This is a genomic window from Rubrobacter tropicus (assembly GCF_011492945.1).
GTDB lineage: Bacteria > Actinomycetota > Rubrobacteria > Rubrobacterales > Rubrobacteraceae > Rubrobacter_D > Rubrobacter_D tropicus.
In genome coordinates, this window is record NZ_CP045120.1 from 14059 (window position 1) to 38739 (window position 24681).

Below are 24681 nucleotides of genomic sequence, written 5' to 3' on the forward strand. Positions count from 1 at the left end.
TCCGGGTCCTTTCCGTTCCCCGAGAAAGGAGAAGCTTGATGCACGCCCAGTACACGCCCGAAGAGGTCCGCACGCTCCTCGACCAGCACCAGACGCTCGAGTACGGGTCGGCCACGGACGCCGACGTCCTCGACGCCGCCGACGTCCTGGAAGGCGTGGACGAGCTCGTCTGCAAGCTCGACCCGGCCGTCCGCCGCAGCGAGTTGCTGCTCTCCAGCCTCCCCGCCGGCGAGCACTTCTACGTCCCGGTCGTGCGCAACTGCTCGCGCGGGGCGGGCGTCGCCATCGACCCCGAGGGCACCACGAGCTTCATGGTCACCGGCGGCGAGTTCGGCGACGACTTCCCCACCTACTTCTCCGCCCGCCAGGCGGTAGCCCACGCGCTGCTGCGCCGGGCGGAGGTCCAGACGCCGGCGGACGGGCAGGGCGACGGTCCGCTCGCCCGAGGGCTCGCCGCGCTGCTCGGTCCGAGGACCGACGCGCCGGAGATCTCCGCGCCGCCCACCGACGAAGACGCGATCGTCGCCGCGCTCAGGGCGAACGGCAACGCCGTCGCCGCCGGCCGCACCGTCGCGGACATCGACCCGGAGGTCCTCGCGACCGTCTACCCGCTCTCCGAGGCGGGTGTGGCGCACCTCTTCGCCAGCGGAGCTGGCGCCGGCGCCGCCGGGGTCGTGTTCGCCCTGGCGGGCTCCACCGAGGGCGACCGCCGGCGGGCCGTCGAGAGGCTCGCGACGCTCCCCGGCCGTTCCTACTCCCCCCGCACCTACTCGGTGCTCTTCGAGGGCGGCGAGGCCGGCAGCCACTACTCCGAGGAGGATTGGTTCGGCCACTCCGTCAAGGAGGCCCCCAAGCCCGAGACGCGCGAGCTCGACGACGCCGGCGAGCGCTTCCGCGCCGCCCGCTTCGTCCGGCCCTCCCACGACCGCCCGCTCGACGTGGCCGCCATCCGGCGCAGGATCGGCGCCGACGCCTCCACCGCCGCGGTCCGCGAGGTGTCCGAACGGGCCCTGGCCGCCGAGACGCCCTGGGACTCCAAGGCCGAGCGCGGGCGGATGCAGAAGACCGGGGCGCGCCTGCGCCGGGAGATCTCCGCGGCGCGCGAGGCGAGGAACGGCGGCCCGGTCGAGGTCAGGCCCGCCGCCGAGCTCGACGCCGACAGGCGGGCCTCCCGCCCCGAGGAGCGCCCGGCCGGGTGGCTCGAGGACCCGAAGCTCCGCTCCGCCGTCGAGCGTCGCCGCAAAAGCGGCCGGGCGGCCTACGACACCGCCCGCGCGGTCGCGCTCGGGCTCTGCCCCGAGCTTCCTCACAAGCTCCTGCACATCCTCCGCCGCGAAGGGGGCGAAGCCGGCGCCTCCTCCGAGCAGGCGTTCCTCGCCCGCTGGAGCGCCCTGACGATCTCCGCCGCGGACCCCGAGGCGGCCGTTCGGGCCGCTCTCCGGACGCTCGCCGAGGCCGGCAAGGTCCGGCGGGTCCGCTCCCAGAAGACCGGCGAGGTCTTCGTCGCGGCCACTGAGCCACTCGACGAGACCGCCTACCGCCGCACGTTGAACGGCCTCATCCGAGACGAGAGCTTCGGCATCGTCAACCCCTGGGCCAGCGAAGCTTCCGGCGCCGCCGAGCCCGAGGGCGAGGCCGGCGAGTGGCGGGAGAACCTGGAGGACCTCGAACCGGGCGAGCTGCACAGGCTCGCCCCCAAGCGGCTGTCCGGCGGCGACGCCTTCGAGCGTTCGCTCCCGGAGGGCGACACCATCGCCGAGGAATCCGCCCTGGAGGAGATCGCCGCGATAGACGCGGCCGTGGCCGAAGCCGTGGCCGAGCACGACGCCGCCTGAGCGTCCGATCGTCCGCCGCGACCGCCAACGGGTGGGGTCCGGAGAGGACCCCACCCTCGCACGAAAGGAATACCCACGGATGGAGAACACGATCCTGACAAAGCCGGGCCGGCGCACGGAGGTCGAAGACCCGCACGCCGTTCCCTCTTAGGCCCGCCCACAGCACACAAAACGCGGCGTCCAGCCGCGGGAGGTTAGCCATGACCCTCGAGGAGATCCTCTCCCTGGAAGAAGACGACCCCTGCCCGGGCTGCCCGGTTTGCAAGCCCCGCCGTTCCCGGCGGCGAGAGCGCCTGCCCAGACACGCCAGGGGACTGAGCCCCGTTGCTCGGCCACCGCGTCAGACGCACCCCAACCCCGGAAGGAGGAACCCGTGACGGCCCACGCCCACACGCGCCCCGAGCACTTCTCGGAGACCCGCTGGCCCGCCCGGACCAACGTGGTCGCGCACGACCCGCGGCGAAGCCACTGGCAGGACGTCTCCGTCAGGCCCGAGAACCGCGCGGACGGCCTCACCGTGGCGATCTACACCCACGCCCTCCTCCGCGAGGACTTCGACACACCCGAAGGGTGTGTGACCGGCGTCGGGCCCGACCCAGACACCCTCCCGGATCCGGAAGCCGGCACACCCGAATGGTGTGTGACCCTCGACGTCCCGAACCTCGCCGTCTACCTCGCCCGCCCCTTCGGCCCCGCCGAGGCCCTCTTCTACACGGAGGCCCTCATGGTCGAAGCGGGCCTGCCCGCCGCCTCCCTGGAAGAGGTCGGCGGCGAACGCTTCTATCCCTTCCTCCCTGCGGTGGGGCGCGGGTGAGTGCTCCGGCGAGCGGGTCGGCGGACGCTTCGAACGGCGGCGCGGGAGATCTCCCGCGCCGCCTGCTGCTTAGGGTCTTCGGCCACGAGGACTTCAGGCCCGGCCAGGAGGACATCATAGCCGCCGCCGTGGCCGGCAGGGACGTCTTGGCCGTCATGCCCACGAGCGGCGGCAAGTCGCTGTGCTACCAGGTGCCCGCCCTGATGGGCGAGGGCCTTACCGTGGTGGTCTCGCCGCTCGTCTCCCTGATAAAGGACCAGATCGACGCGCTGCGCGCCCGCGTCGAGGCCTCCGACGAGGGGGTCCCGGCCGGGGCCGTGGCCGCCCTGCACTCGAGCCTCTCCGTCTCCGAGCGCCGCGCCGTCGAGCGGCGCGTCCTCTCCGGGGAGGCGAAGATCCTCTACCTCGCGCCCGAGAGGTTGCGCTCGCTGGAGATCGTCTTGCTCCTCCGACGCGCCGGTGGCGGGGCCGGGGTCTCGCTCGTCGTCGTGGACGAGGCGCACTGCACCTCCGAGTGGGGGCATTCCTTCAGGCCGGAGTACCTGTTCCTGAGGACGGCCATACGGGACCTCGGCTCGCGCGGGAGCCGGCCCCCGATCATGGCGCTGACGGCCACGGCGGACCCCAGGGTCCGCGGGGACATCGTGGAGCTCCTGGGGCTCAGGGAGCCGGAGGTCATCAGGACCGGCTTCGACCGCCCCAACCTGCGCTACCGCGTGCGGTGGGTGGCCGAGGACGGCCGCCTCCACACGGTCGTCCGGGCGCTCAACGAAGGCGAGGCGCCGGCGATCGTCTACGCCCACACGAGGAGCCGGTGCGAGGAGCTCGCCTCCGCGCTCTCCTCGCGCGGCATCCGGGCCGAGGCCTACCACGCCGGGATGGGCCCCGCCGAGCGCGACGCGGTCCAGGGCCGCTTCATGGACGACGAGCTGCCCGTCATAGTCGCCACCGTGGCCTTCGGCATGGGCGTGGACAAGCCGAACGTGAGGACCGTCGTACACGCGAAGGTTCCGGACTCCATCCCCGCCTACGTCCAGGAGGCCGGCCGCGCGGGGAGGGACGGGCGCCCCGCCTTCTCCACCGTGCTGTTCTCCCCGGAGGAGCTCGAACACCGCAAGGACCTCGCCCGCACGAACCTCACCGCCCCGGAGGACGCGAAGGCTTTCTTGGACGCCCTCAAAAAGATCGGCGTCCCGGAGAAGGCCGGGCCGAACGCCGGCAAGCTCCGCGCCAACCCGAACCCCCAGGACCTCTCGCGCCTGGGCGACGTCGGCGGCGGGGCCGCGGCGGACGTGCTGCGCGCGCTGGAGGCGATGGGCCGGGTCAGGCGCGGCTACAACCTGTGGGCCGAGATCCGGATAAAGCGGCTTCCCCCCGACGCCTCCTCGGCCGCGCCGCCAGACGACGGGAGCGCTGGCGCCGGGGTCCTGCGCGCGCTCGCGCGACGGGGGACCGGTTCCCGCGTGCCGTTGGTGGACCTCGCCCGGGAGGTCGGGGCCTCGCCGGCCGCCGTCCAGGCCTCGCTCACGCGGCTCATCCGCTCCGGAAGGATCGAGGCCGCGCCGAAGGGCCGGATCGCGGACCTGCTCGTCAAGCCCGCGCCCCTCGGCCGCCGCGAGCTCGCGGACCTCGGGGCCCGTTTCGAGCACCGCTCGGAACAGGAGGCCCGGCACCTGGAGGAGGTCGCCGCCTACGCCTCCCTCACGACCTGCCGGCGCGCGAGGCTGCTCTCCCACTTCGGAGACGAGGCCGCCGAGCTTGTCGCCCCCTGCGACGGCTGCGACGTCTGCCGGAAGCGATCGGTCCCGTCGCTGCTCAGGCGGTTCTTCGGCGGCCTGGCGGACGCCTTCGCCCCGGCCGGGACCTGATCCCCGCACAACGCACGACCGAACGCAGGAGAAGCCGTGGACGACGAACGCAGCCACCCGGAGGATCGCTCCCAACCCCCAGGAGGGCGCTCGCGGAGCCCGGGAGTCTCCGACGCCGTGGAAGCCAGGATGCAGGCCTACCTCCTCTTCACGGCCCGCGGCGCCCCCGAAGACGAGGCCTTCCAGGCGGCGCTCGGCCGCTCTATCGATCGCTACATGGACTCCCTGGACCCGGAGGCCGGACTCCGCCTGCTCCTGGGGTTCTACCCGCCGGGTTCTCGCATACCGGAGGAGCGGATGCTCCCGGAAGATCCCGAAGAGCTCGCGGCCACCCGCGAGGCGGCCAAACGCCTCGCCGAGGCCGGAGAGATCCGGCGCGTGAGCGACACCGCCACCGGCCGGGTGTACTGGCTGCGCACCGAGGTTCGCGCCGGAGAACGGCAGACGGACTGACCGAAAGACGGGCGGACCACCTCGCCCGCCGTCGCACCTAAATAGGTGCGAACGACGACGGGCTAGAGCCCTGAACGGAAGGAGCAAGAGGATGTAGAGGACGGCAGACAACCACGCCACAGCGCACGGGCCCGGCGCACCGGGCCACCCCGCAAGACCGGACCCAAGACCGCGGTAGGTCAGGAGGCCCGGGCAAGACCCAGAGGACCCTACGGTCCCCCTCAGAAAAACGAGGGGACCGCGAAGGTCCTCGACCGTAAACGCGCGACCGACAGCTCCGCTGGAGTAGGTGGCGCACGGCTGGGGGGCTTTCCCCCGGAAAGGAGCGGGACGTGGTTTCGTACAATCGCGTAGTTCTCGCCGGCAACATCACGAGAGATCCGGAGCTCCGGTTCACCCAGGCGGGCATCCCCGTCTGCAACTTCGGGCTCGCCCAGAACAAGGTCCGCGGCGACAAGGAGCACACCAACTTCTTCGACGTCTCCGCGTGGCGGGAGCTCGGCGAGACCGTCGCCAACTACAAGAAGAAGGGCGACCCCATCCTCCTCGAGGGCCGTCTGGAGTACCGTACCTGGGAAGACCCGGAGACCGGCAAGACCCGCTCGAAGCACGAGGTCGTCGCGGACAACATTCAGTTCCTCGGCGGCGGCAAGAACGGCTCCGGCGGTGGCTCCGGCGGTGGCTCCGGCGAGCAGGGCACCAAGCGCGGCAGCGGCGGGCGCCAGGAGGCGGATAGCGCCCCCGAAGATCTGGAAGACATCCCCTTTCGCGCGGTCAACGCCAAGCGCCTGAACGTCGAGGGCATCCTCTAGTCGGGAGGTGATCCCATCTACCCCGCCCGGTATCGCCGGGCGGGGTTCCCGGGGGGCGGAGGTCCGCGAGGACCTCCGCCCCTTTTTTTGTCCCGCGTTCACGCGTCTTTCGTCGGGGCCTCGGCCCGGACACCCGCGGGGGGCCACTCTTGGCGGCGTCGCGCAGCTGCGCGGTCAACGATGCCGAAGACGCCTGCGCCGGGTCCTCCGGTCCCTCCTTCTGGCGATGGAGCCGGAGGCCAGACACGGAAGGGAGGCGATCATGTCCGAGCACGCCCACGATGACCCCTACGCGCGGGTCTTCGATATGGAAGCAGACGACTTCGACGACTACTACGCCCACGAGGACCTCGTAGAGCGCGCCGAGTTCGGTTACGAGGCCTTTGGCTGCTTCTTCCCGTCCCAGTGCTGCATGCCCGGCCCGCACTACCCCTCCGACTGCGTGAGCGTCGAGGTGATGGAGGACCTCTTCGCGGAAGCGGAGCTCGAGGCCGAGGCCGCCGGAGCCCTGGACCCCGTCGACCGCCTGATGGCCGACTCGGAGGAGGGACCCTTTTGATGACCCTGCTGATCGTCGCGTCCCTGGCCGTGGCGCCCGCCCTCGGGGTCCCGGCACTGCGCCGGCGCGTCGTCCGCGCGATCGTTCGCGCCCGAAAGAGGCTCGCGGAGAGGGCGCGGCTGCGGCTCGCCGCGGCGCTCCTGGACCTCGGCAACCACCTCATGCTCTGCGACGAGGAACGCCGCGCCAGGCGCCTCAGGGGGCTCCTGGAGAAGGCCCGGCGCCGGGGAAGCGACCCGGAGGACGTGCTGCGCCGCTTCGGCGGCTCGCGGACCGACGACGTCAAAGAGGGGGTGCCTACAGCTCGCGCTGGGCGTCGCCGTCGGCGCCGAGAACGTCGGCCAGGAGAAGGTGGACCTCGACCACGACTACCGCGCCCTGACCGTCGCCACCCACGAGACCGGACCCGCCACGCAAACGACGCGACGACCGACGCGGCGGGCCCATGTGCCCGCCGCCATCATAGGATCATCACCGCCAACAGGCTAACCACGGCCACAAAGATCGCGCCGATGCGCAAGAGACCGGCGGTTATGCTCCAGCCCTTCGGCAGCAGCTCGGCGGCGAACTGCAGGGCGAACATCGCCCCGAGGACGACGAGCCAGGGGTTGTAGGAGGGCCCGGCGCCCGCCCCGGAGGCGAACAGACCGGCCACGACCATCAGGCACCCGACCGCCACGCCCACGCCGCCCAGCACGAACCACGACCGTTCGGCCATGCCGCCGGCCCGCGGCTCCCTGAAAAGCGCCCTACGCAATCCCGCCATCATCTCGCCCCTACGCTACCACCGAAGCCGGAACACGGCAGGACTCCCGCGCCCGATCTCGCAAGCCTCTGGGCGAGCATCTTCCCCAACGCTTGGCGTCTCGAGCCGACAAAGATTCCGAACAGACGACCGGAGTAGACCCGCGCCGGACGGCTTTCGCCGTAGTGCGCGCCGAGAAGCGCGACGGCGCAGGGGCGGGCCGCTATTCCGCGTCCTCCACCCGAGGCCTCTTCTCCTCTACGCTCGCGAGCCTCGCCGCCCAGGCAAAGGCGTTCCACGGGATCAAGGAGTGCGACGTTTCTTCGTAAGTCGTACCTTCGCGCTCCTCCGTGGTCTTGTACTCGACCACCAACCCTTCGGGCACCACGTCGAGGAGCACGAAAACGTGTGGCCCCGCTGGCTCCGAAGGCCATTGCACCGTGATCTCCTCGCCTACCCACGCCCGCGGAGCCTTCCCTCCGTCCACATCGCCCTCCCCGGTCGCCCTCCCGCGTCGCCGCGCCTTGCCCTCAGCCTGCTCGCCCGACAACCGACAGAGCCGGCTATCGATCGGCCCCCTCAAGGGCAGCAAACAAGCGTAGCCAATTCCTTCGTGGGGCGCAAACGGTCGTGGTCGCCGCATGATCCGAGCAGCATCCAACCGCCGAACGTGACCGCCAGCCCGTCGCGCGGCCAACCCGCCTCGTCTTGTCTCGCGCGCCCGAACCTGCTACCATCGAACTCAACGTATCGACGACCGTTGAGGTGTACGGATGACGAACGACCGCTGCGACCTGATCTGCATCGACGCCCCGCGCGCGGAGGCGATCCGCGGTAGGCTGCTCGACGGCGAGACCGCCTACGGCGCCGCGGAGCGCGCCAAGGCGCTCTCGGACCCCACGCGCCTGACGCTGGCCGCCGCCCTGCGGGAGGCGGACGCCGAGGGCGGCGAGCTGTGCGTGTGCGACCTGGCCTGGATCGCCGGCCGCGCCCAGAACCTCGTTTCGCACCACATGAGGACCCTCCGCTCGCTCGGCGTGGTCCGCTCCCGCCGGAGCGGCAAGATGGTCATGTACTCGCTCACGGGCGAGGGGCTCTCGCTCCTCGGCGCCGTGCTGGACGAGGCCCCGCGGGCGAAGCCGGCGGGTACCCCCGTTCGGGGGGCGATGGCGTGAGCCGCCCGAAGAGGATGCTGCCGGTCCTGGGCCAGGCCCCCGAGGAGCCGAAGCCCGCGGAGCAGCAAGCGACGCCCGAGGGGACCGACGGCTGCACGGACGACTGCTGCTCGGGCGCGGCGGATACTCCCGCCACGCCGACCACTCGGGAGGCCAATCCCGAGGCGTCGGACGGTGCCCCCGTAGGCACCCTGGAGAGGACCGTCGTGCGGGTCGAGGGGATGGACTGCGCGAGCTGCGCGGCCACCGTGGAGAGGCGCGTCTTCGCCCTGCCCGGCGTGTCCAAGGCGACCGTGAACTTCGCCGCCGGCCGGCTGGACGCCGAGCACGGGCCCGGCGTCTCGGTGGGGGACCTCGAGGGGGCGGTCAGGGCCGCCGGCTACGGGGTGGCCAAGGCCGACGAGGCCGAAAGACCGCCCTTCTGGCGCACCCCGAGGGCGATCTCCGTCTTCGCCTCGGCGTCGCTGTTCCTGGTCGGCCTCGCGCTCTCCTTCGCCGGCGCGCCCGGGACGGTGCGGGCGGCGGTGTACCTCGCCGCGATCGCCGTGGGCGGGCTGCCGATCTTCCGGGCCGCCGTGGCGGGCCTGAGGGCGCGGCACCTGGACATGAACGTGCTCATGAGCGCGGCCACGATCGGCGCGGTCGGCATCGGCGAGTGGGCGGAGGCGGCCTCCGTCGTGGTGCTCTTCGCCGCCGGCAACGCGCTCCAGGTCTACGCCATAGACCGCACGCGCGGGGCGGTGCGGGCGCTGGTGCGCCTCGCTCCGAACGAGGCCCTCGTCAGGAGGGGCGCCTCCGAGGTCGTCGTCCCCGCGGGCGAGGTCGGGGTGGGCGACACGGTGATCGTCAGGCCCGGCGAGAGGCTGGCGGTGGACGGCGAGGTCGTCGAGGGCTCCTCGGCGGTGGACGAGGCCCCGGTCACGGGAGAGAGCGTGCCCGTGGAGAAGGGGGCGGGCGACGCCGTCTACTCCGGCTCCCTCAACGGCCAGGGCGGGTTGGTAGTCCGGGCGACCAAGCGGGCCGGGGATTCGATGCTGCAGAGGATCGCGCGGCTCGTGGAGGAGGCGCAGGCGAAGAAGGCCCCGGCCGAGCAGTTCGTGGACCGCTTCTCCCGGGTCTACACCCCGATCGTGGTCGCGGCGGCCGTCCTGCTCGCCGCGGTGCCCCCCCTGCTCGGGGCCGGCTTCGGGGAGTGGTTCTACAGGGCGCTGGCGCTGCTCATCATCGCCTGCCCGTGCGCGCTCGTGATCTCCACGCCCGTCACGGTGGTCTCCGGGATAGGGGCCGCCTCCAGGCGCGGCATCCTGGTGAAGGGCGGGGCGGCGCTGGAGGCGGCCGGACGTCTCAAGGCGCTGGCATTCGACAAGACGGGGACGCTCACGGAAGGTCGCCCGGTGGTCTCGCGCGTCTCCCCCCTGGGCGGGCGCGACGAGGTCGAGGTGCTGCGGGTCGCGGCGGCGCTCGAGCGCCGCTCGGAGCACCCGTTGGCGCACGCGATCCTGACCGCGGCGGGCGGGGCCGAGCTGCCCCCGGTCGCGGGCTTTCGGTCGGTCGCGGGCAGGGGCGCCGAGGGCGAGGTGGACGGCGAGCGGTACCTGATCGGGAGCCCCCGCCTCTTCGCCGAGAGGGGGATAGCCCTCGACGGGGCGGGCGAGGCGCTCGCCGGGGTCGAGCGGGCGGGGGAGACGCCGGTCGTCCTGGGCGACGAGGGCGGACCGCTCGCGGTCTTCGGGCTCGCCGACTCCCTGCGCCCCGACGCGAAGGCGACCGTAGGGGCCCTGCGCGCGGCGGGCGTGGAGGAATTGGTGATGCTCACCGGGGACGCCGAGGCGCCGGCGCGCCGCGTGGCCGAGGAGCTCGGGATCGGCTACAGGGCGAGGCTCCTGCCCGAGCAGAAGATCGGGGCGGTGCGCGAACTCGTCGCCGAGCACGGCTCGGCGGGCATGGTCGGCGACGGCGTCAACGACGCCCCGGCGCTGGCCGCCTCCTCCGTGGGCTTCGCGATGGGCGCGGCGGGCACCGACGTGGCCCTGGAGACCGCCGACGTCGCGCTCATGCAGGACGACCTGCCCAAGCTCGCGGAGGCCGTGAGGCTCTCGCGGGCGGCGGAAGGGATCATCAAGCAGAACGTGGCCGTCTCTATCCTGATAAAGGGCGTCTTCGTGCTGCTCGCCCCCTTCGGGCTCGTCGCCCTCTGGCTCGCCGTACTCGCCGACATGGGCACCTCCATAGCCGTCACCCTCAACGGCCTGAGGCTCTTCCGCAAGAGGGGCGCCTAGAGGCCGTGGGGGCCTCCGCGATGCCGCCGGTGATCCCGTGGCAGGGGTGGGAGACCCTGGGCGAGGCCCGCGAGGGCGGGGAGGCGCGAGGGTGAGGGTGGAACTGCTGTACTTCGGGGGCTGCCCCGGTTACCGCAAGGCCGAGCGGGCCCTGAGGATCGCGCTCTCGGAGGAAGGCATGCCGGGCGGCTCCGCGCCGGAGCTGGTCGCGGTCGACACCGACGAGGAGGCCGAGAGGCTCCGGTTCCCCGGCAGCCCGACAATACGCGTGGACGGCGAGGACCTGTTCCCGGAGGGGCTCGGCCAGAGGGCGAGCTGGCACATCGGGTGCAGGGTCTACCGGGCGCCCGAGGGCCTCGAGGACCACCCATCGGCGGAGATGATCCGGACGAGGTTACTCCGGAAACAGGGCGAAAGGGGTTGACCGCATGAGGAAGAGCGACCTGCTGGACGGCTTGGACGACCGATCGGGACCCGACCCGCCCCCGAGACCCCGATCCGGGTCGGCCGCGTGGAAACTCGCCTGGGCGGTGGTGGGGGCCGTCTTCTTCTTCGTTTTGGTCCACGTCCTGACCTGATCGCGGGGGAAGCGGCGGGCGGACCGGTCAGACGGCGCCCGCGCCGCGCGGTCTACCCCATGCCATACCCCACGGGTTCGACGAAGATCGAGGCCGCCAGCGCGGGGCCCAGCGTGTGGAAGACGCCGTCCTTGTCCTCCACGGTGACCACGCCGTCCAGGACGCGGACCTCCTGGACCCGAAGCTCTTCCCCCGGGACCAGCCCCCGCTCCCCCAGGTGGGCCAGGACGCCGGCGTCCTCGCTCACGCGGCAGACGCGGACGCGTTCTCCCACCGCGGACTCGCCCAGGGGCCTAAGGTCCTCCGGCGCCAGCGACAGGTCCGCGGACGGGATGGGGTCGCCGTGCGGGTCGTGGTCGGGGTGCCCCAGCAGCTCCGCGAGCCGTTCCGTGAACCTGTCGGAGACGGCGTGCTCGAGCTTCTCCGCCTCCTCGTGCACCTCCTCCCACGAGTAGCCTAAGTGGTCCAGCAGGAAGGTCTCTATCAGGCGATGGCGGCGCACCAGCCGCAGCGCCTCCGACAGCCCCTCCTCGGTGAGCGAGGCCCCCCGGTAGCGTTCGTACTCGACGAGCCCCATCCCCCGCAAACGCGCGAACATGTTCGTGACAGAGGCCGGGTTGACGGAGAGCCGCTCGGCCACGTCCTTCGTGGAGGCCGCCCCCCCTTCCGCAGATTCCCATATGGCCTTCAGGTAATCGCCAACCGACGACGAGGGGGACCGGGGTATCGTGGCGCCATCCATCGTGGCGTCCATGTTAGTCGACGAAAACCCGCGAAACAAGGGCAGAAAAACCTTGACTTTTGTGGAGGCCAAGTATTACTGTTAGCCGCGACTAAATCTCTAAAGCGGAGAGGCCCGCCATCAGCGAACACACCCCGGATACCGACGGCAACGGCAACGCGATAGTCGAGAGCGTCTTGCCTGGTGAGAGCGCCACCGCGCGGGCGGCGCACGCCTCCCTGAAGGGCGATCGCAGGGGGCTCAGGCGCCTGTGGCCGTTCCTGGGGCCGGCGTTCATCGCGGCCGTTGCCTACGTGGACCCCGGCAACTTCGCCACCAACATCGCGGGCGGGGCGCGCTACGGGTACATGCTGCTGTGGGTGATCCTGACCGCGAACCTCATGGCGATGCTCATACAGTCGATGTCGGCCAAGCTCGGGATAGCCACGGGCAAGAACCTCCCCGAGGTGTGCCGGGAGAGGTTCCCGAGGGCCGTCACCCTGTTCCTGTGGGTGCAGGCCGAGATCATCGCGATGGCGACCGACCTCGCCGAGTTCATAGGGGCGGCGCTCGCTTTGAACCTCCTGTTCGGCATACCCCTGTTCCCGGCGGGGCTCCTGACGGCGGTCGCGGCCTTCGGTATCCTGGAGCTGCAGCGGCGGGGATTCAGGCCGCTGGAGGCGGCCATCGCCGCGTTCGTCGGCGTGATCGTCCTCTCCTTCGCCTTCCAGATGTTCTACGCCCAGCCGGAGGCGGACCGCATCCTCGCGGGCTTGTTCACCCCGCAGTTCGCGGGCACCGACAGCGTGCTGCTCGCTGCCGGGATCCTCGGCGCCACGGTCATGCCGCACGTGATCTACCTGCACTCGGCCCTGACGCAGCGCAGGGTGGTGGGGCGCAACGACGAGGAGCGCAAGAAGATCTTCCGCTTCGAGCTCGTGGACGTCATCATAGCCATGGCCATAGCAGGCACCATCAACGCCAGCATGCTCATCATGGCCGCCGCCTTATTCAACGCTGAAGGTCTCACGGGGGTCGGCGACATAGACCTCGCCTTCGAGGCCCTGGGCGAGCAGGTCGGCGGCTTCTCGGCGACCATCTTCGGCGTGGCGCTCCTGGCCTCCGGCTTCTCGAGCTCGTCCGTGGGCACTTTAAGCGGCCAGGTCGTCATGCAGGGGTTCATAAACCGGCGCATCCCGCTGTGGCTCAGGCGCCTCATAACCATGACCCCGGCCCTCGTCGTACTCGCCATAGGCCTCAACCCCAGCCGCTCCCTGGTTATAAGCCAGGTGGTGCTCTCCTTCGGCATCCCCTTCGCCCTGATACCGCTCCTGATCTTCTGCCGCAACCGCAATATCATGGGGGCGCTCGTCAACCGCAGGCTCACCACGGCGGTCGCCGCGGTGGTCGTGGCGCTCATCGTTTGCCTGAACGTGTTCCTGCTCTACCGCACCTTCTTCGGCTGACATCCCAAGCGGCGCGGGCCAAGATATAGCCCTTTTGCGTGATGCCGCGGCGCCGTGGCGCGTCTATCATGCGGCCATGGCAGGGTGCCGCCACGCGCTGCTCGTCTTTCTCGCGGTCCTCGTGACCGCGTTCGTGGCGCTGCACCCCGCGCTGGGCGCTCCCGGTGGGGATGAACGCAACGCGCCCCCGCACGCGGCTCAGGCGCACGGTTGCGCCTCGGTGGATCCCTCGGGGACGGCCGTAGTGGTCTCGGCCGCGGCGTTCGCGCTCGGCTCCTCGCGGCGGCCCCCCTTCGGCCGCCTGCTCGATCAGACGCACCCCTCACCGGATCCCGAACCTCCCCGCCTCCCGCGAGCCGGTAGCCGACCGGCACCGAATCTGGCGCCCCGCAGTACCCGGGTACGACCCGGGACAGCGACGAACGGCCGGTGGGGCGTCCCGTAGGGTTGGCGCGACACGAGGGAGAGGAGCACGAAGCATGGGGACGAAGACTTCGGGGACGGCGGCCCGGCGCGCGACGGCGGTTGCGCTCGCGGTCGCGCTGACGGTGCTGGCCGCCGCGGGGACCGCGTGGGCCCACGTCGAGGTCTCGCCGGCCGAGGTCCGGCCGGGCAGCGCGCAGGAGTTGACCGTGGAGGCCGCCGGGGAGCAGAGCGAGCCGGCCGTCGAGGTGCGCCTCGTGGTGCCGGAAGGCTTCGAGGTCACGGACGTCTCTTCGCCTTCCGGCTGGAGCGGAAAGCTCAGGGGCGGCTCCGTCGTGTGGTCCGGCGGGGAGATAGCCGAGGGCGGCATTGCCGAGTTCCCGTTCGGCGCCCGCGCCCCGGAGGAGGCGGGCGAGTTCCGCTGGAAGGGGTTCGTGACGTACGAAGGCGGCGACGTGGTCGCGTGGACGGGTGGGCCCGGCACGGAGAGGCCGGCCTCCGTGGTCACGGTCGCGGCGGGCGGCGGGCAGGCCGGGGACGCCGGCGGGGGAGGCCACCACGAGGAGGGGGGCGCTTCCGGCGGCGAGGGCGGTGGTGAGGAAGGCCACCATGGCGCGGCGGACGACGACCTGCCCGAGACCGGGGGGATGAACCCCGCCCTCGCGCTCGGGGCGGCGGCCGTCCTCGTCCTGGCCTCCGCGATGGCCGTGCGGCGGGGACCCGGGCGTGAGGAGGCCGCCCCGCCGCGCGACGCAGCTCGCGGCTCTGGTCGCGGCCTCGGCGCTGTGGGCGCTTTCCTTCGGCGGCCCCGCCCTCGCCCACGCGGGCCTGGAGGGTGCCTCCCCCGAGGACGACGAGACCGTACCCCGCCCGCCGCAGGAGGTGCGCCTCACGTTCAACGAGCCCGTCAGGGCCGAGTTCGAACCCGTGGAGGTCTATGCGCCCGGGGGCGAGCGGGCAGACACGGGCGACGCGGGGGTGGACCCCGACGACCCGGCCGTCGTGGCGGTGGCCCTGAAGGACGGTCTGCCAGCCGGCGACTACAGGGTCGAGTGGCGCGTGACCTCCGCCGACGGGGACCCGATCGACGGCGAGTACCGGTTCACCGCGCAAGAGGCGGGAGAGGCCGCCCCGCCCCGGCAAGCGGACGGGCAAGCGGCCGGGGCATCTGGCCCGGGGGCCGGGCCACTGGCCCCGCTCATCGGCGGAGCCGTCGTCGTGGCGCTCGCCGCGGGGGCCGCCGTCTACACGCGCAGGCGCTGAGCGTCCCTAGCCCAAACTGGCTAGGCAAAGATCGTCCGCATTCGCGATGCCGGCGACGGCCCGACGCGCGATCATCGGGTGGCAGCACTCGAGAGAGCCTGAAAGGACGCGCCAGATGCCCGTATCCCAAGTCGCCCCTCCAGAGACGGCGGCCCCCGTACTCGCCGAGAATCCCAGAGGCCCCGGCAGGCTCCGTGAGGCCGCCGGGAGCGTACTGCTTCTCGCGGCTGTCGTGGGCGCCCTCGCCGCGGGCGGCTGGGGCCTTCTGTCCCACGCGGGCGTCCAGGAGGCGGCCCCTGCCGCCATGGGGGAGGCCGTCTCGGCGGGAGACGGGCAGCTCGTGGTAGACCGCTTCGCACCGGAGCACATGGCGCCGATGAAGATGGGCGGCTTCGCCAAGCACGGCATGAACATGGCGATGCCCCAGAACATGGACATGGCGCCCGAGGGCATGGAGCGGTACACGGTGGACGTCACGCTCGCCGCGGGGGAGGGGGGCGACCTCAAGTTCTCCGAAAAAGACTTCCGCTTCGGGGGCGAGGGCATGGCCGAGGTCGGCCCACACCGCAGCACCCTCGGCTCCGGGTCGGTGCCCGCGGGCGGCGTCGTGTCGGGGACCATAAACGTCCAGGTCCCCGAGGAGGCCGAGAACCTCACGCTCAGCTTCGACGGCGGGCAACCGGTTGCCCTGGATGCCGGCGGCGGCGACGCGGAGGGCGAAGCGGGCCGCGAAGACGGCGGTTCGCACGGCCACTAGCGGGCGCGAACACCCCCAGCAAACGCGGACGATCCCGGCGAGAGGAGAACCGCATGAGGGCCGGGATCGGGGGTGTCCCGACGAGGGCGGCGGTGGTTTCGGGCCCGGCGAGGCTCTGAGCGCGCGACCCTCTAGGCGAGCACCCGGGCGAGTCCCCTCCAGCGCATCTGGCGGTAGCGGTAGTAGAGCTGCGCGAAGAGCCAGATAAGCGGCGTCAGCGCCCCCGCGCGGATCTCGACCTCGTCGGTGTACAGGTACCTCTTCTCGGATACCGGCTCGACCTTGATGCGGTGGTTCCACGTCCTGACGGCGCCGCCGTGCTCGTTGGTTAACGCCTCGCGCTTCTCCTCGTCGACGTTTACCACGAAGATGTGGTGCTCCGGGGTGGGGATCAGGTGGAAAAAGAACAACCTGGTGCTCACCTCCATGCCGGCGGCACCGTCGGGAGTAGAACGAGAGGACCTCGGGCTCGCGGCGTTCTTGGTCCTCCCCGGCGTCGAATCCACGATCCACGCGGCAGTGGTCGACCGACCGGGGTGCGTAACAGACGGGAGGTTGGCGGACGAGCTGACCGCGCTGGTGCTCGGCTACCTGTCGCCCGGAGGGGGCCGCTGATCCAGACCCTGCGACCACGTCCAATTCCTTGCCGTGGGTTTACGCATTCCTGCTACGCGCCACGATTGCGCATCACGGGTCTTCGGGCCCGCCGGGGCCTTGGGATCCGCAACCCCCCCGCGCGGCCTGTATAATCCGGGGCCGTGATGTCCTTCGCACCAGCCTCGTCCGCGCGGGTGCCGTCAGTCCGGCGGTCCGCGATGCGCTCTGCCATGCGCGCGCTGCTGGTTCTCCTGGTGGTCGCGATCGCGGCGTTCTCGAGCTCCGACCCGTACCTGGAGGGGTTGGGCCTGTGCGGGCACGGGGGGTGCCCGGAGGCCTCCCACGTCTCCCACGTGGGGTCGTCCGGAGCCTGCCTGGCCGCGGTCCTGGTGGCAGCGGCGGTCGCCGGCCCGGCCTTCTTCGCCGCCCTGGCCCTCGGTAGGGCCGGCCGCGAGCGGAGGCCCGCCGAAACCTTCCTCCCGCCCGACCCGCCCCCGCCGCGGGTTCTTCTGGCTCTCCCGAGCCGCTAACCGAAGTTACCCAGCAAGGCAAGGCATGCCGCCGGCGAGGCCGCGGCGCGCGTTCGCAGCTTCGCTCGCGCTCGCCCCGGCACCGGCCGGCAGCCGAAAAGCGGAAACAGAGGTGCGCATTGGGCAACAGGCGCGACGACCCGGGCGCCCGCGGGGGCGCCCAGGGTCGCACAACGACAAGCGTAAGAAAGGAGCGCTCCTGGGCGCCGTGGATCGCGGGGGCGGTGTGCGTGGCCCTCGTCGCGGGCTTCGTGGCGCTCGCGGTCTTGGACAGCCGCCAACGGGCGGCGAGCTCCCCGCCCGCGAGCGTGGAGGAGCCCGACGTGGGCCCCGGCGGGCGGCACACGGCAGCCGACGTGGACTACGGGCAGACCCCGCCGGCCGGGGGCGAGCACAACCCCGTCTGGCAGAACTCCGGCTTCTACGACGCGCCCGTAAGGGACGAGAACGCCGTGCACACCCTGGAGCACGGGGCCGTCTGGATCACCTACAGTCCCGACCTGCCGCAGGACCAACGGGACCAGATCCGGCAGCTCGTCGAGGGCCAGACCTGCATGCTCGCGAGCCCCTACCCGAACATCCCGTCCCCGGTCGTGGCCTCCGCCTGGGGCAAGCAACTCGCCCTCGAGGACGCTAGCGGCGAGGACCTCGAGCGGTTCGTCCGCGCGTACCGCCAGGGGCCCGATACCCCCGAGCCCGGCGCCACCTGCACCGGCGGCACCGCCGACACGCTGTGACGGGCGCGAAGGCCGCAACGGGCACGGGGTACCCCGTCCTGGCGCTATCCGCAGCCGCGGTGCTCCTCGGGGCGCTCTCGCTGTGGCTCTACGTCTCCGGGCAACCGCCGGCAGACGATTCCGCCGAGGCCGGGTTCGCAAGGGACATGAGCGTGCATCACGCGCAAGCGGTGGAGATGGCCGAGATCGTGCGGGACAAGACCGAGAGCGACGAGATCCGGGTGCTCGCCTCGGACGTAGCGCTGACCCAGCAGGGCCAGATCGGGCAGATGCAGGGCTGGCTCGACGTGTGGGGCCTCCCGGCTACCGGGACGGAGCCCGCCATGGCCTGGATGGGGATGCCCACGCAAGGACGCATGCCCGGCATGGCCTCGCCCGAGGAGATAGGGCGCCTCAACGACTCCCCGCCCGCGGAGGCCGACAGGCTCTTCTTGCGGCTCATGATCCCGCACCACAGGGCGTCCCTCGGCATGACCCAGGCCGTCCTCGATGAGACCGACCGCCCAGAGGTGGGGGAGCTCGCACGCGCGATCCAGGCCTCCCAGAAGGCCGAGATCGCCACGATGGAGGACATGCTCCGTGCCAGGGGTGGCGAGGCCCCGGTCGGGGGACCGGGTGAAGGCGCGGAACCCATGCCGGGCATGGGGCACGGCAAGTGATGGCCCGCGCCTGCGCCCGTCGCGCCGGTCGGCAGCGGATAACGGGGGGACCATGAGCGGTCCCCCGAATGCGGTCCGGGATACGGTCGTGCCCTTGGCCGGCGCGGGCCTGATCCTCGCCGTCGCCCTCGCCCACCTGGGGACGATCCACGAGCGCTTCGAGGAGGCGTCCTACCTTGGGACGCTGGCCGGGTTGGGCGTGGCGGGCTCCGCCGCGGCGGCCTTGGGCATCATCAGGGAGCGGCGGTGGGGGTGGGCCCTGGGCGCGGCGATCGCCGGGGCCTCGCTCCTGTCCTACCTCCTGCCTTGGGCCGCCGGGGCGTCCGGGACGGATGGTGGGGGTCTGGGCGGGCTGCTTGAGCCCGTGGGCGTCCTCGCCGGCACCCTGGAGGCGCTCTTCCTGTTGCTCTGGGCCTGGAACCACTTCGCGGGCTTCGGGGGGAGGGGCCTCCTCTTGAGCACGGCGGCGGTGCTCGCGGCGGCGGGCCTCGCAACGGCGCTCATTTTCGTCGGGTTCGGCGGGTCCGAGGCGCCCCACGGCCCTGCGCTAGGAACGGAGCCCGCGCCGGGGGCGAAGCGTGGGTAGAAGGTCGAGAACGCGAACGTTCAGGAGGCGCCGCCGCAGGGCGAGCTTCGCGCTGCTCGTGACGCTGGCCGTCGCGGTCCTGGGAGCGCTGGCGTTCGCCGACCCGGATCCCGGCGACTGGCAGGCGGTCGCATCGCAAGGAGCGCGGACCGATGACGCCGTCCCAAGGGCCGAGACCCCGCGCCTCGCCCCCGGCGCACCGGACGCCCCGAGGACGGGCGAGGATGCCGGGCGGGCGGCAGCAGCGAAAGGGGAGGCCGAGGCAGCGGAGCCGCCCGAACCCTCCGGTGACGACGAGGGCGACGAGCCCAAGGAGGAGCGGAAAGAGCCGGAGCGGGCCGCCGGTCCGCCGCCGGTCCCCGATCCCCCGACGAACGACCTGTGGATGTCCGTCCCGAAGATGGGCCTCTACGACGACTACGTCGCCAACTCCGACTCGGAGGCGGCGATGGACCGGGGCGCCATCAAGCTCACCTCGACGGGCTTCCCGTGGCAGGAGGGCGCCAACACCTACATCGCCGCGCACAGGATCGGGTACCCGGGCACCGAGAGCGACTACCAGTTCTACGACCTCCCGAACCTGGCCTTGGGGGACAGGATCTACCTCGGCGACGTAAACGGCACCACCTACACCTACGAGGTGACCGGCTTCAAGGAGGTGCTGCCCAGCGAGACCTGGGTCACGGCGCCCAAGGCCGGGCGGGACATGATCTCGCTCCAGACCTGCATCGAGGACTACGGCGACTACTGGACGATGGGCCCGAACTGGTACGTCCGCTACGTCGTCCAGGCCGAACGGGTTTCGGTGGACCCCGCGTGAACGGCCACGACGACATCGCGGCCAGGATCGCCGCTGGGGACCGGCGAGGCGGGCGGGGGACAGGGATCAGACGCGCGCTCCTCTGGGTGCTCAGCCCCGTCATGGTGCTCGCCGGGGTGGCGCTCATCGCCTCGTTCTTTCTCGCCGGCCGCCTGGACAGCACGGCGACCAACTCGGAAGACCCGGGCGGCTTCAACGTGCCCCGCCTGGAGACGACCACCGGGGGTGGCGAGGAGACCAGCCAGGCCGGTCCGCAGGACACGACCCTCAAGCTGACGGTGCCCTCCATGAGCCGCATCGAGGACGACGAGATCCCGTCCACCGACGGCGGCGACGAGGCCTCCCTCAAAAAGTACGCCGCCATCCACCTCGAAGGGACGGGCTTCCCGTGGCAGGAGGAGGCCAACGTCTACATCGCAGGCCACCGCTTGGGCTACCCCAACACCGAGAGCTGGCTCACCTTCTGGGACATGAACAAGGTCGGCGTCGGAGACGAGATCTTCGTCACCGACTCCGACGGCACCGAATACACCTACAAGGTCTTCAAGGAGCTCACCGTCGGCCCCTCGGACACCTCCGTCACCAGCACCGAACCGGGCAAAAACATCCTCACCCTCCAGACCTGCACCCTCCCCGATTACTCCAAGCGCCTCATCGTGCAGGCCGAGCTCGTCCAGACCGTCGACGCGCGAGGCGGGCCATCCGGCCGGGAACGCACGGAGGCCGACCGGGGGAGATCTCCGCAGCGAACACCACGAGCCGAGGAAGGGAGGGCGGTGGCATGGCAGCTCCCAGAAAGCGCGTAGCGCTGAAGCCGCACGCGGGGCGGATAGAGGAGTGGGTAAGGGCGGGCAGGACGGACGAGTGGATAGCCGACGCGCTCGGGACGAGCCCCTCCTCCGTGCAGTCTTTCCGCTCCCGCAATGGCATCCACCGCACCGGGCCCGTGGAGCCCGCGAGCGTCTTCTGCGGCGTCCTCGACCACGGCGAGCGCGACGGGTGGGGGCTCTGGCTCGACCCTTCGATCGTCGAGGACCCGATCTGGCGCGAGCACTGGGCGGGGGTGGAGTCCGTGACCGTGAAGGTCGCGGAAGACTCCGTGGTGCTGGAGGCCGTCGGGGGCGCTTCCAACGTCGCCGCACAACCGCCGCGCGCGACCGCGGAGAGCCGCGGCGGGGAACCGGTGCGATCGCCCGACCCGGAGTTCATCCGGCGGCCCGGAGGGCGAGGCGGGGAGTGACGAAGAACGGCGGCGCATCGGAGCGGGACCGGTGGACCACCGCCACCCGCGCGACGGGAGGGTCTCGGCCGAGACCGCGGCGGAAGCCCGCCCGTCGGAGGTGGCGCCTGGCCCTCCCGCTGTTGGGGTTCCTGCTGGTGGCCTTCTCGGTGGCCGTAGGGCTCGACCAGTTGCGGGTGCCGGTAGACGGCACCGCCACGGCGGCGGCGGCGCCGGAAGACAGGGGCCTCAAGCTCACGGTGCCGCGGATGGAGAGGGTGCGGGATCTGCCCGTCTTCGACGCCGCCGCCGCGGACGAGTCCGCGCTGCGGGGCGGCGCGCTCCACGTAAAGGACACGGGCTTCCCGTGGCAGGAGGAGGCCAACGTGTACATCGCCGGCCACCGCTTGGGCTACCCGCGCACCAGGAGCTTCCTCGTCTTCTGGGACCTCAACAAGTTGCGGCGCGGGGACGGGGTGGTGCTCGAGGACTCCGGGGGGACGCGCTACGTCTACAGGGTCTTCGACAGGCTGGTGGTCCCGCCGGACCGGGTCTCCGCCACCGAACCCATGGAGGGCAGGAACATAGTGAGCCTGCAGACCTGCACCCTGCCCGACTACCGGGAGCGCCTGATAGTCCGCGCGGAGTTGGCCCGCACCGTGGAGCCCACGGAGGGACGCGGCCCGCGCGCCGAAAAGAGCTAGGAAAAGACCACGGAGGATGATTCTTGGCATCTAGAGACGGCAAGACGACGGTGAGCAGCGAGACCCGGAGGCGCCGGGCAGCCCCGCGCGGCACGCCCGCCCGAAGGACCAGCGGCGGCAGGCGCGGGAGCTCCGCCGGAGGCATCGCCGGGGCGCTCGCACCAGCCCTCATAGTCCTGTGCGCCCTCGTGGCCGTGCTGGTGGCCGCCGATCACCTCGCGAACGCCGGCAAGGTCCACCGCGGGGTATCCGCCGGCAGCTTGTACCTCGGGGGGAAGACCCCCGAAGAGGCGAAGAGCCTCCTCGAGGCGCGGCGACCTGGCGACACACGGGAGGTTCGCCTCGTCGGCGGGCCGCGCGGCACCACGCTAGACCTCGGGGAGTCGGCCGCGGACCTCGACGCCGCGCGGACGGCGGAGCGCGCCTACGCCGTGGGGCGCACGGGCGGGTTCTTCGAGCGCCTGGGCGACCGGGCGGACGCGGCCGTCGGAGCGGCCTCGGTCGAGCCCGCCGTGTCCTACGACCGGGGAGCGGTGCGCGAGGCGGTCGAGGGGCTGGCCGCCGAGACGGACCGAAAGCCCCATCCGGCCTCCGTCTCCGTCCGCGACGGCGAGGCCGAGGTCGCGCCCTCCCGCGAGGGCTACGCGCTCGACGTGCCGGCGACGGCCCGGAACGTGGGGCGCGCCCTAGAAGATCTACGCGGCCAGGCTCCGATGGCCGGCGAGATCCTAGAACCCGAGGTATCGACGCCCGAGGCCGAGAAGGCCGCGGCGGAGGCGAGCCGGGCGATGTCCCGGGCCGTCGCGCTGACGCAGGGCGAGCGGCGCTGGGAGCTCTCGCGGGCCGAGATAGGGCGCACGATGGACTTCGCAACCGAGGGCGGCGCACTACGCGTCTCCCTGGACCGGGAGACGCTCAGGGAGAACCTTGGCGACGTCTACGCCGCGCTCGAGGAGGAGCCGCGCGAGGCCTCCTACCGGGTCGACGGCGCCGAGGTCTCCGTCGTGCCCGCGAGCGAGGGAAGGCAGATAAACGAGGAGAAACTCTTCGGGGCCATCGAGGAGAGGCTCATTGGTGCCGGAAGCCGGAGGGAGTACGAGGTGCCCGTCGGCGTCGCGAGGCCCCAGCTGACCACCGCCGAGGCCGAAGCGATGAGGCCGACGCAGAAGCTCGGCTCCTACCGCACCAACTACTCCATAGTCCAGGACTCGGGCGCCAGGGTGGAAAACCTGGCGATCTCCTCGAGCGCCGTGAGCGGCACGCTCCTGGCGCCGGGAGAGACGTTCTCGATGAACGGCACCGTCTCCGGCCTCGACTACAACGCCACCAAGGTGATCGTGGACGGCCAGGAGACCCTCGCCGACGGCGGCGGCCTCTGCCAGGTCACCTCGACCCTCTACAACGCCGTCAACGAGGCGGGCCTCGACGTCGTGGAGCGCTCCCCCCACTACTCGCAGCTCCCGTACATAAGGCCGGGCCTCGACGCGACGGTATGGTTCGGCGACGAGCAGGGAAGAGGCGCCCTCGACATGAAGTTCGAGAACACCTCGGACGGTTACGTGCTCCTCAGGGAGTACGTGGCAGACGACGGCTACATCTACGCCGAGGTATGGGGCGTCCCCGACGACGTCACGGTCCAGACGTGGTCCGAGCCCGTCTACAGGAACGCCGACTCGGCCGAGTGGGTCACCTACCAGACCTTCAGGGAGGGCGGAAAGATCGTCTACGACGGGGTGCTCCACAGGGACACCTACGAGGCGCTCAAAGACAAGAAGGGCAAACCCATCCCGGCCGACACCGTGCCCGTGGCCCCCGTCGACCCATGAGCGCCGGGAGGGCACGCAAACGCCCGGCGAGGGGCGCGGTGGGGGAGACGAAGGTCTCCGTGCTCGAGCTCTCGGGGCACCCCGAGCTCCTGGCCGGCGTGAACGAGCTGCGCGCCCGCGTCTACCCGGACCACCCGGAGGCCCGCGACGCCCGGCGCCACGCGGAGGTCTGGGGCTGGCTCGGCCGCCACCCCCTGGCCCGCGAAATGCGCCGCTGGGTGCTGGCGACGGGGGAGGGCCAGGTCGTCGGGCACCTGGCCTCGCTGCCGCAGCGCTACCGGATAGCGGGCAAGCGCGTGGTCGCCCACACCACTGCGGACTACCAGGTGCTCCCCGGCTACGGCTTCCACGCCGTCTCCCTGATGCGCCGCTTCTTCCGGACGGCGGAGAATTGCGTGTCGGCCGACCAGGTGGCCGGGGCGATGGCCGTTCAAAGGCGATTCGGGGCCGAGGTGGCGGGATCTTTGCGCTACGAGGCCAAGCTGCTCGACCCCTCGCGCATCCCGAGGGTGCCCGCACCGCTCCGCCCGCTCCTGGCCCCCGCGCGCTGGGGGCTGCGGGCGCTCGATGCGACCCTGCCAAGCGTGTTCGGCAGGGGCCCGAAGGTGGACGTCCTCGACGGGTTCGACGCCTCTTTCGACGACCTCTTCGAGCGCGTGGCGGCCTCCGTGCCCTGCGCGCCGGAGAGGGACGCCGCTTTCCTGAGGTGGCGCTACGGCACCGGCTCGCCTCCGTACCCCGTCACCGTCCTCGGCGTCAGGGAGGCGGGAAGTGCTTCGGGCACCCTACTCGGCTACGCCGTGTTGCGGGTGGGGGACGACGGCCAGAACGGCTACGTGCTCGACCTGACGGCGAGCCCGGGGCGCGACGACGTGGCGTGGTCGCTCTTGCGGGAAGCGGTCCGGTTCTTCGGGCGGGCGGGCGTCTACGTGGTCCGCTACCGCTTCGCGACGTCGCCCACCTCGCCCCAACCTCGCGACCTCAGGGGCTTGGGCTTCTTCTCCCGGCCCCGTCGCGCCCACACGCTGATGGTCAGGTTCGCCGACCGCGGCCTGCACGAGACGGCCCTCGACGCGGCCAACTGGTCCTACACCACGGGCGACGGGGAGGCCGGCTTTTGGGTCAGTTGACGGCTCGTGGAGACTTGCCAAGGGAAGCGGCGTCCGGGGCGCGAAAACGGGCGGTCAGACCCTCGCGCCCGCGTGTGCCTCGCAGAAGAAACGACGGGTCGCGAGCCATGGACCTCGCCGCGACG

General features: G+C 71.8%; 29 protein-coding genes. 24 read left to right on the forward strand and 5 right to left on the reverse strand.

The window, feature by feature from the left end; translation table 11 throughout:
* Positions 1 to 35 precede the first annotated feature (35 nt).
* The 6 genes from GBA63_RS22040 to GBA63_RS22065 all read left to right on the forward strand — a co-directional run bounded on the left by GBA63_RS22040 (position 36) and on the right by GBA63_RS22065 (position 6341).
* Positions 36 to 1835: a hypothetical protein gene (locus tag GBA63_RS22040; protein WP_166180556.1), complete on the forward strand. Its 1800-nt coding sequence runs from the start codon at positions 36 to 38 to the stop codon at positions 1833 to 1835.
* A gap of 373 nt (positions 1836 to 2208) precedes the next feature.
* Positions 2209 to 2649: a hypothetical protein gene (locus tag GBA63_RS22045; protein WP_166180558.1), complete on the forward strand. Its 441-nt coding sequence runs from the start codon at positions 2209 to 2211 to the stop codon at positions 2647 to 2649.
* Positions 2646 to 4517 (forward strand): RecQ family ATP-dependent DNA helicase, encoded by a 1872-nt coding sequence (locus GBA63_RS22050; RefSeq protein WP_166180560.1) that lies wholly within the window; start codon positions 2646 to 2648, stop codon positions 4515 to 4517. Before GBA63_RS22045 ends, GBA63_RS22050 begins: the two co-directional genes overlap by 4 nt.
* Before the next feature lie 36 nt (positions 4518 to 4553).
* Positions 4554 to 4970 (forward strand): hypothetical protein, encoded by a 417-nt coding sequence (locus tag GBA63_RS22055; protein WP_166180562.1) that lies wholly within the window; start codon positions 4554 to 4556, stop codon positions 4968 to 4970.
* Between the two features lie 332 nt (positions 4971 to 5302).
* Positions 5303 to 5782, forward strand: coding sequence for a single-stranded DNA-binding protein (locus GBA63_RS22060; protein ID WP_166180564.1), 480 nt, complete (start codon positions 5303 to 5305; stop codon positions 5780 to 5782).
* Between the two features lie 262 nt (positions 5783 to 6044).
* The gene (locus tag GBA63_RS22065) at positions 6045 to 6341 is read left to right on the forward strand and encodes a hypothetical protein (protein WP_166180566.1); all 297 of its coding nucleotides are present in this window, start codon (positions 6045 to 6047) and stop codon (positions 6339 to 6341) included.
* A gap of 460 nt (positions 6342 to 6801) precedes the next feature.
* On the opposite strand, the gene GBA63_RS22070 is transcribed toward GBA63_RS22065, so the two are convergent.
* Both GBA63_RS22070 and GBA63_RS22075 read right to left on the reverse strand, forming a co-directional pair.
* On the reverse strand, positions 6802 to 7110 hold the full coding sequence (locus tag GBA63_RS22070; RefSeq protein WP_166180568.1) for a hypothetical protein: 309 nt from the start codon (positions 7108 to 7110) through the stop codon (positions 6802 to 6804).
* Between the two features lie 199 nt (positions 7111 to 7309).
* On the reverse strand, positions 7310 to 7573 hold the full coding sequence (locus tag GBA63_RS22075; protein WP_166180570.1) for a hypothetical protein: 264 nt from the start codon (positions 7571 to 7573) through the stop codon (positions 7310 to 7312).
* A 286-nt stretch (positions 7574 to 7859) separates the two neighbouring features.
* On the opposite strand from GBA63_RS22075, the gene GBA63_RS22080 reads away from it, so the two are divergent.
* From GBA63_RS22080 to GBA63_RS22095, 4 genes are all read left to right on the forward strand, one after another.
* Positions 7860 to 8261 carry an ArsR/SmtB family transcription factor gene (locus tag GBA63_RS22080; protein ID WP_166180572.1) on the forward strand — a complete coding sequence of 134 codons (402 nt, stop codon included), beginning with the start codon at positions 7860 to 7862 and terminating at the stop codon, positions 8259 to 8261.
* On the forward strand, positions 8258 to 10540 hold the full coding sequence (locus tag GBA63_RS22085) for a heavy metal translocating P-type ATPase (RefSeq protein WP_228282688.1): 2283 nt from the start codon (positions 8258 to 8260) through the stop codon (positions 10538 to 10540). Before GBA63_RS22080 ends, GBA63_RS22085 begins: the two co-directional genes overlap by 4 nt.
* A gap of 91 nt (positions 10541 to 10631) precedes the next feature.
* Positions 10632 to 10964 (forward strand): DF family (seleno)protein, encoded by a 333-nt coding sequence (locus GBA63_RS22090; RefSeq protein ID WP_166180531.1) that lies wholly within the window; start codon positions 10632 to 10634, stop codon positions 10962 to 10964.
* A gap of 4 nt (positions 10965 to 10968) precedes the next feature.
* The gene (locus tag GBA63_RS22095) at positions 10969 to 11118 is read left to right on the forward strand and encodes a hypothetical protein (RefSeq protein ID WP_166180574.1); all 150 of its coding nucleotides are present in this window, start codon (positions 10969 to 10971) and stop codon (positions 11116 to 11118) included.
* A 52-nt stretch (positions 11119 to 11170) separates the two neighbouring features.
* On the opposite strand, the gene GBA63_RS22100 is transcribed toward GBA63_RS22095, so the two are convergent.
* A complete protein-coding gene (locus GBA63_RS22100) occupies positions 11171 to 11872 on the reverse strand; it encodes a metal-dependent transcriptional regulator (RefSeq protein ID WP_228282690.1) in 702 nt (233 codons plus the stop codon).
* Positions 11873 to 12021: 149 nt separating this feature from the next.
* Here GBA63_RS22100 and GBA63_RS22105 point away from each other — a divergent pair, with 149 nt between their 5' ends.
* Positions 12022 to 13305 (forward strand): Nramp family divalent metal transporter, encoded by a 1284-nt coding sequence (locus GBA63_RS22105; protein ID WP_166180901.1) that lies wholly within the window; start codon positions 12022 to 12024, stop codon positions 13303 to 13305.
* A gap of 322 nt (positions 13306 to 13627) precedes the next feature.
* Here GBA63_RS22105 and GBA63_RS23835 read toward each other — a convergent pair whose 3' ends face one another.
* Positions 13628 to 14212, reverse strand: a complete 585-nt coding sequence (locus GBA63_RS23835; protein WP_228282691.1) for a hypothetical protein — start codon at positions 14210 to 14212, stop codon at positions 13628 to 13630.
* A gap of 242 nt (positions 14213 to 14454) precedes the next feature.
* Here GBA63_RS23835 and GBA63_RS22115 point away from each other — a divergent pair, with 242 nt between their 5' ends.
* Both GBA63_RS22115 and GBA63_RS22120 read left to right on the forward strand, forming a co-directional pair.
* Positions 14455 to 14991, forward strand: a complete 537-nt coding sequence (locus GBA63_RS22115; protein WP_166180576.1) for a copper resistance CopC family protein — start codon at positions 14455 to 14457, stop codon at positions 14989 to 14991.
* A gap of 115 nt (positions 14992 to 15106) precedes the next feature.
* Positions 15107 to 15748: a DUF4352 domain-containing protein gene (locus GBA63_RS22120; protein WP_166180578.1), complete on the forward strand. Its 642-nt coding sequence runs from the start codon at positions 15107 to 15109 to the stop codon at positions 15746 to 15748.
* 131 nt (positions 15749 to 15879) lie between these two features.
* Here the strand turns inward: GBA63_RS22120 and GBA63_RS22125 are convergent, their stop codons facing one another.
* Positions 15880 to 16158 (reverse strand): hypothetical protein, encoded by a 279-nt coding sequence (locus GBA63_RS22125; RefSeq protein ID WP_166180580.1) that lies wholly within the window; start codon positions 16156 to 16158, stop codon positions 15880 to 15882.
* A 4-nt stretch (positions 16159 to 16162) separates the two neighbouring features.
* Here GBA63_RS22125 and GBA63_RS22130 point away from each other — a divergent pair, with 4 nt between their 5' ends.
* From GBA63_RS22130 to GBA63_RS22180, 11 genes are all read left to right on the forward strand, one after another.
* A complete protein-coding gene (locus tag GBA63_RS22130) occupies positions 16163 to 16363 on the forward strand; it encodes a hypothetical protein (protein WP_166180582.1) in 201 nt (66 codons plus the stop codon).
* Between the two features lie 200 nt (positions 16364 to 16563).
* The gene (locus tag GBA63_RS22135) at positions 16564 to 16875 is read left to right on the forward strand and encodes a hypothetical protein (RefSeq protein WP_166180584.1); all 312 of its coding nucleotides are present in this window, start codon (positions 16564 to 16566) and stop codon (positions 16873 to 16875) included.
* 119 nt (positions 16876 to 16994) lie between these two features.
* On the forward strand, positions 16995 to 17612 hold the full coding sequence (locus tag GBA63_RS22140) for a DUF3105 domain-containing protein (protein ID WP_166180586.1): 618 nt from the start codon (positions 16995 to 16997) through the stop codon (positions 17610 to 17612).
* A complete protein-coding gene (locus tag GBA63_RS22145) occupies positions 17609 to 18271 on the forward strand; it encodes a DUF305 domain-containing protein (protein WP_228282693.1) in 663 nt (220 codons plus the stop codon). The genes GBA63_RS22140 and GBA63_RS22145 overlap by 4 nt, the downstream gene beginning before the upstream one ends.
* An 88-nt stretch (positions 18272 to 18359) precedes the next feature.
* Positions 18360 to 18857 carry a hypothetical protein gene (locus GBA63_RS22150; protein ID WP_166180587.1) on the forward strand — a complete coding sequence of 166 codons (498 nt, stop codon included), beginning with the start codon at positions 18360 to 18362 and terminating at the stop codon, positions 18855 to 18857.
* Positions 18850 to 19677, forward strand: a complete 828-nt coding sequence (locus GBA63_RS22155; protein WP_166180589.1) for a class E sortase — start codon at positions 18850 to 18852, stop codon at positions 19675 to 19677. Before GBA63_RS22150 ends, GBA63_RS22155 begins: the two co-directional genes overlap by 8 nt.
* Complete coding sequence (locus GBA63_RS22160; RefSeq protein WP_228282695.1) at positions 19674 to 20483, forward strand: class E sortase; 810 nt, start codon at positions 19674 to 19676, stop codon at positions 20481 to 20483. Before GBA63_RS22155 ends, GBA63_RS22160 begins: the two co-directional genes overlap by 4 nt.
* Positions 20459 to 20917, forward strand: coding sequence for a hypothetical protein (locus GBA63_RS22165; protein WP_166180591.1), 459 nt, complete (start codon positions 20459 to 20461; stop codon positions 20915 to 20917). The genes GBA63_RS22160 and GBA63_RS22165 overlap by 25 nt, the downstream gene beginning before the upstream one ends.
* Entirely contained in the window at positions 20914 to 21600 is a 687-nt protein-coding gene (locus GBA63_RS23840; RefSeq protein ID WP_228282697.1) for a class E sortase, read from the forward strand. The genes GBA63_RS22165 and GBA63_RS23840 overlap by 4 nt, the downstream gene beginning before the upstream one ends.
* Before the next feature lie 23 nt (positions 21601 to 21623).
* Positions 21624 to 23426, forward strand: a complete 1803-nt coding sequence (locus tag GBA63_RS22175; protein WP_166180593.1) for a VanW family protein — start codon at positions 21624 to 21626, stop codon at positions 23424 to 23426.
* Between the two features lie 38 nt (positions 23427 to 23464).
* Complete coding sequence (locus tag GBA63_RS22180; RefSeq protein WP_228282699.1) at positions 23465 to 24556, forward strand: hypothetical protein; 1092 nt, start codon at positions 23465 to 23467, stop codon at positions 24554 to 24556.
* The last annotated feature ends 125 nt before the right edge of the window (positions 24557 to 24681 follow it).

Excerpts from the sequence above, each read along its gene's own strand:
- GBA63_RS22135 (WP_166180584.1), top strand. The coding sequence starts at position 16,564 with ATGCGCTCTGCCATGCGCGCGCTGCTGGTTCTCCTGGTGGTCGCGATC.
- GBA63_RS22095 (WP_166180574.1), top strand. The coding sequence starts at position 10,969 with ATGAGGAAGAGCGACCTGCTGGACGGCTTGGACGACCGATCGGGACCC.
- GBA63_RS22065 (WP_166180566.1), top strand. The coding sequence starts at position 6,045 with ATGTCCGAGCACGCCCACGATGACCCCTACGCGCGGGTCTTCGATATG.
- GBA63_RS22070 (WP_166180568.1), bottom strand. The coding sequence starts at position 7,110 with ATGATGGCGGGATTGCGTAGGGCGCTTTTCAGGGAGCCGCGGGCCGGC.
- GBA63_RS22080 (WP_166180572.1), top strand. The coding sequence starts at position 7,860 with ATGACGAACGACCGCTGCGACCTGATCTGCATCGACGCCCCGCGCGCG.
- GBA63_RS22120 (WP_166180578.1), top strand. The coding sequence starts at position 15,107 with ATGCCCGTATCCCAAGTCGCCCCTCCAGAGACGGCGGCCCCCGTACTC.
- GBA63_RS22100 (WP_228282690.1), bottom strand. The coding sequence starts at position 11,872 with ATGGACGCCACGATGGATGGCGCCACGATACCCCGGTCCCCCTCGTCG.
- GBA63_RS22165 (WP_166180591.1), top strand. The coding sequence starts at position 20,459 with ATGGCAGCTCCCAGAAAGCGCGTAGCGCTGAAGCCGCACGCGGGGCGG.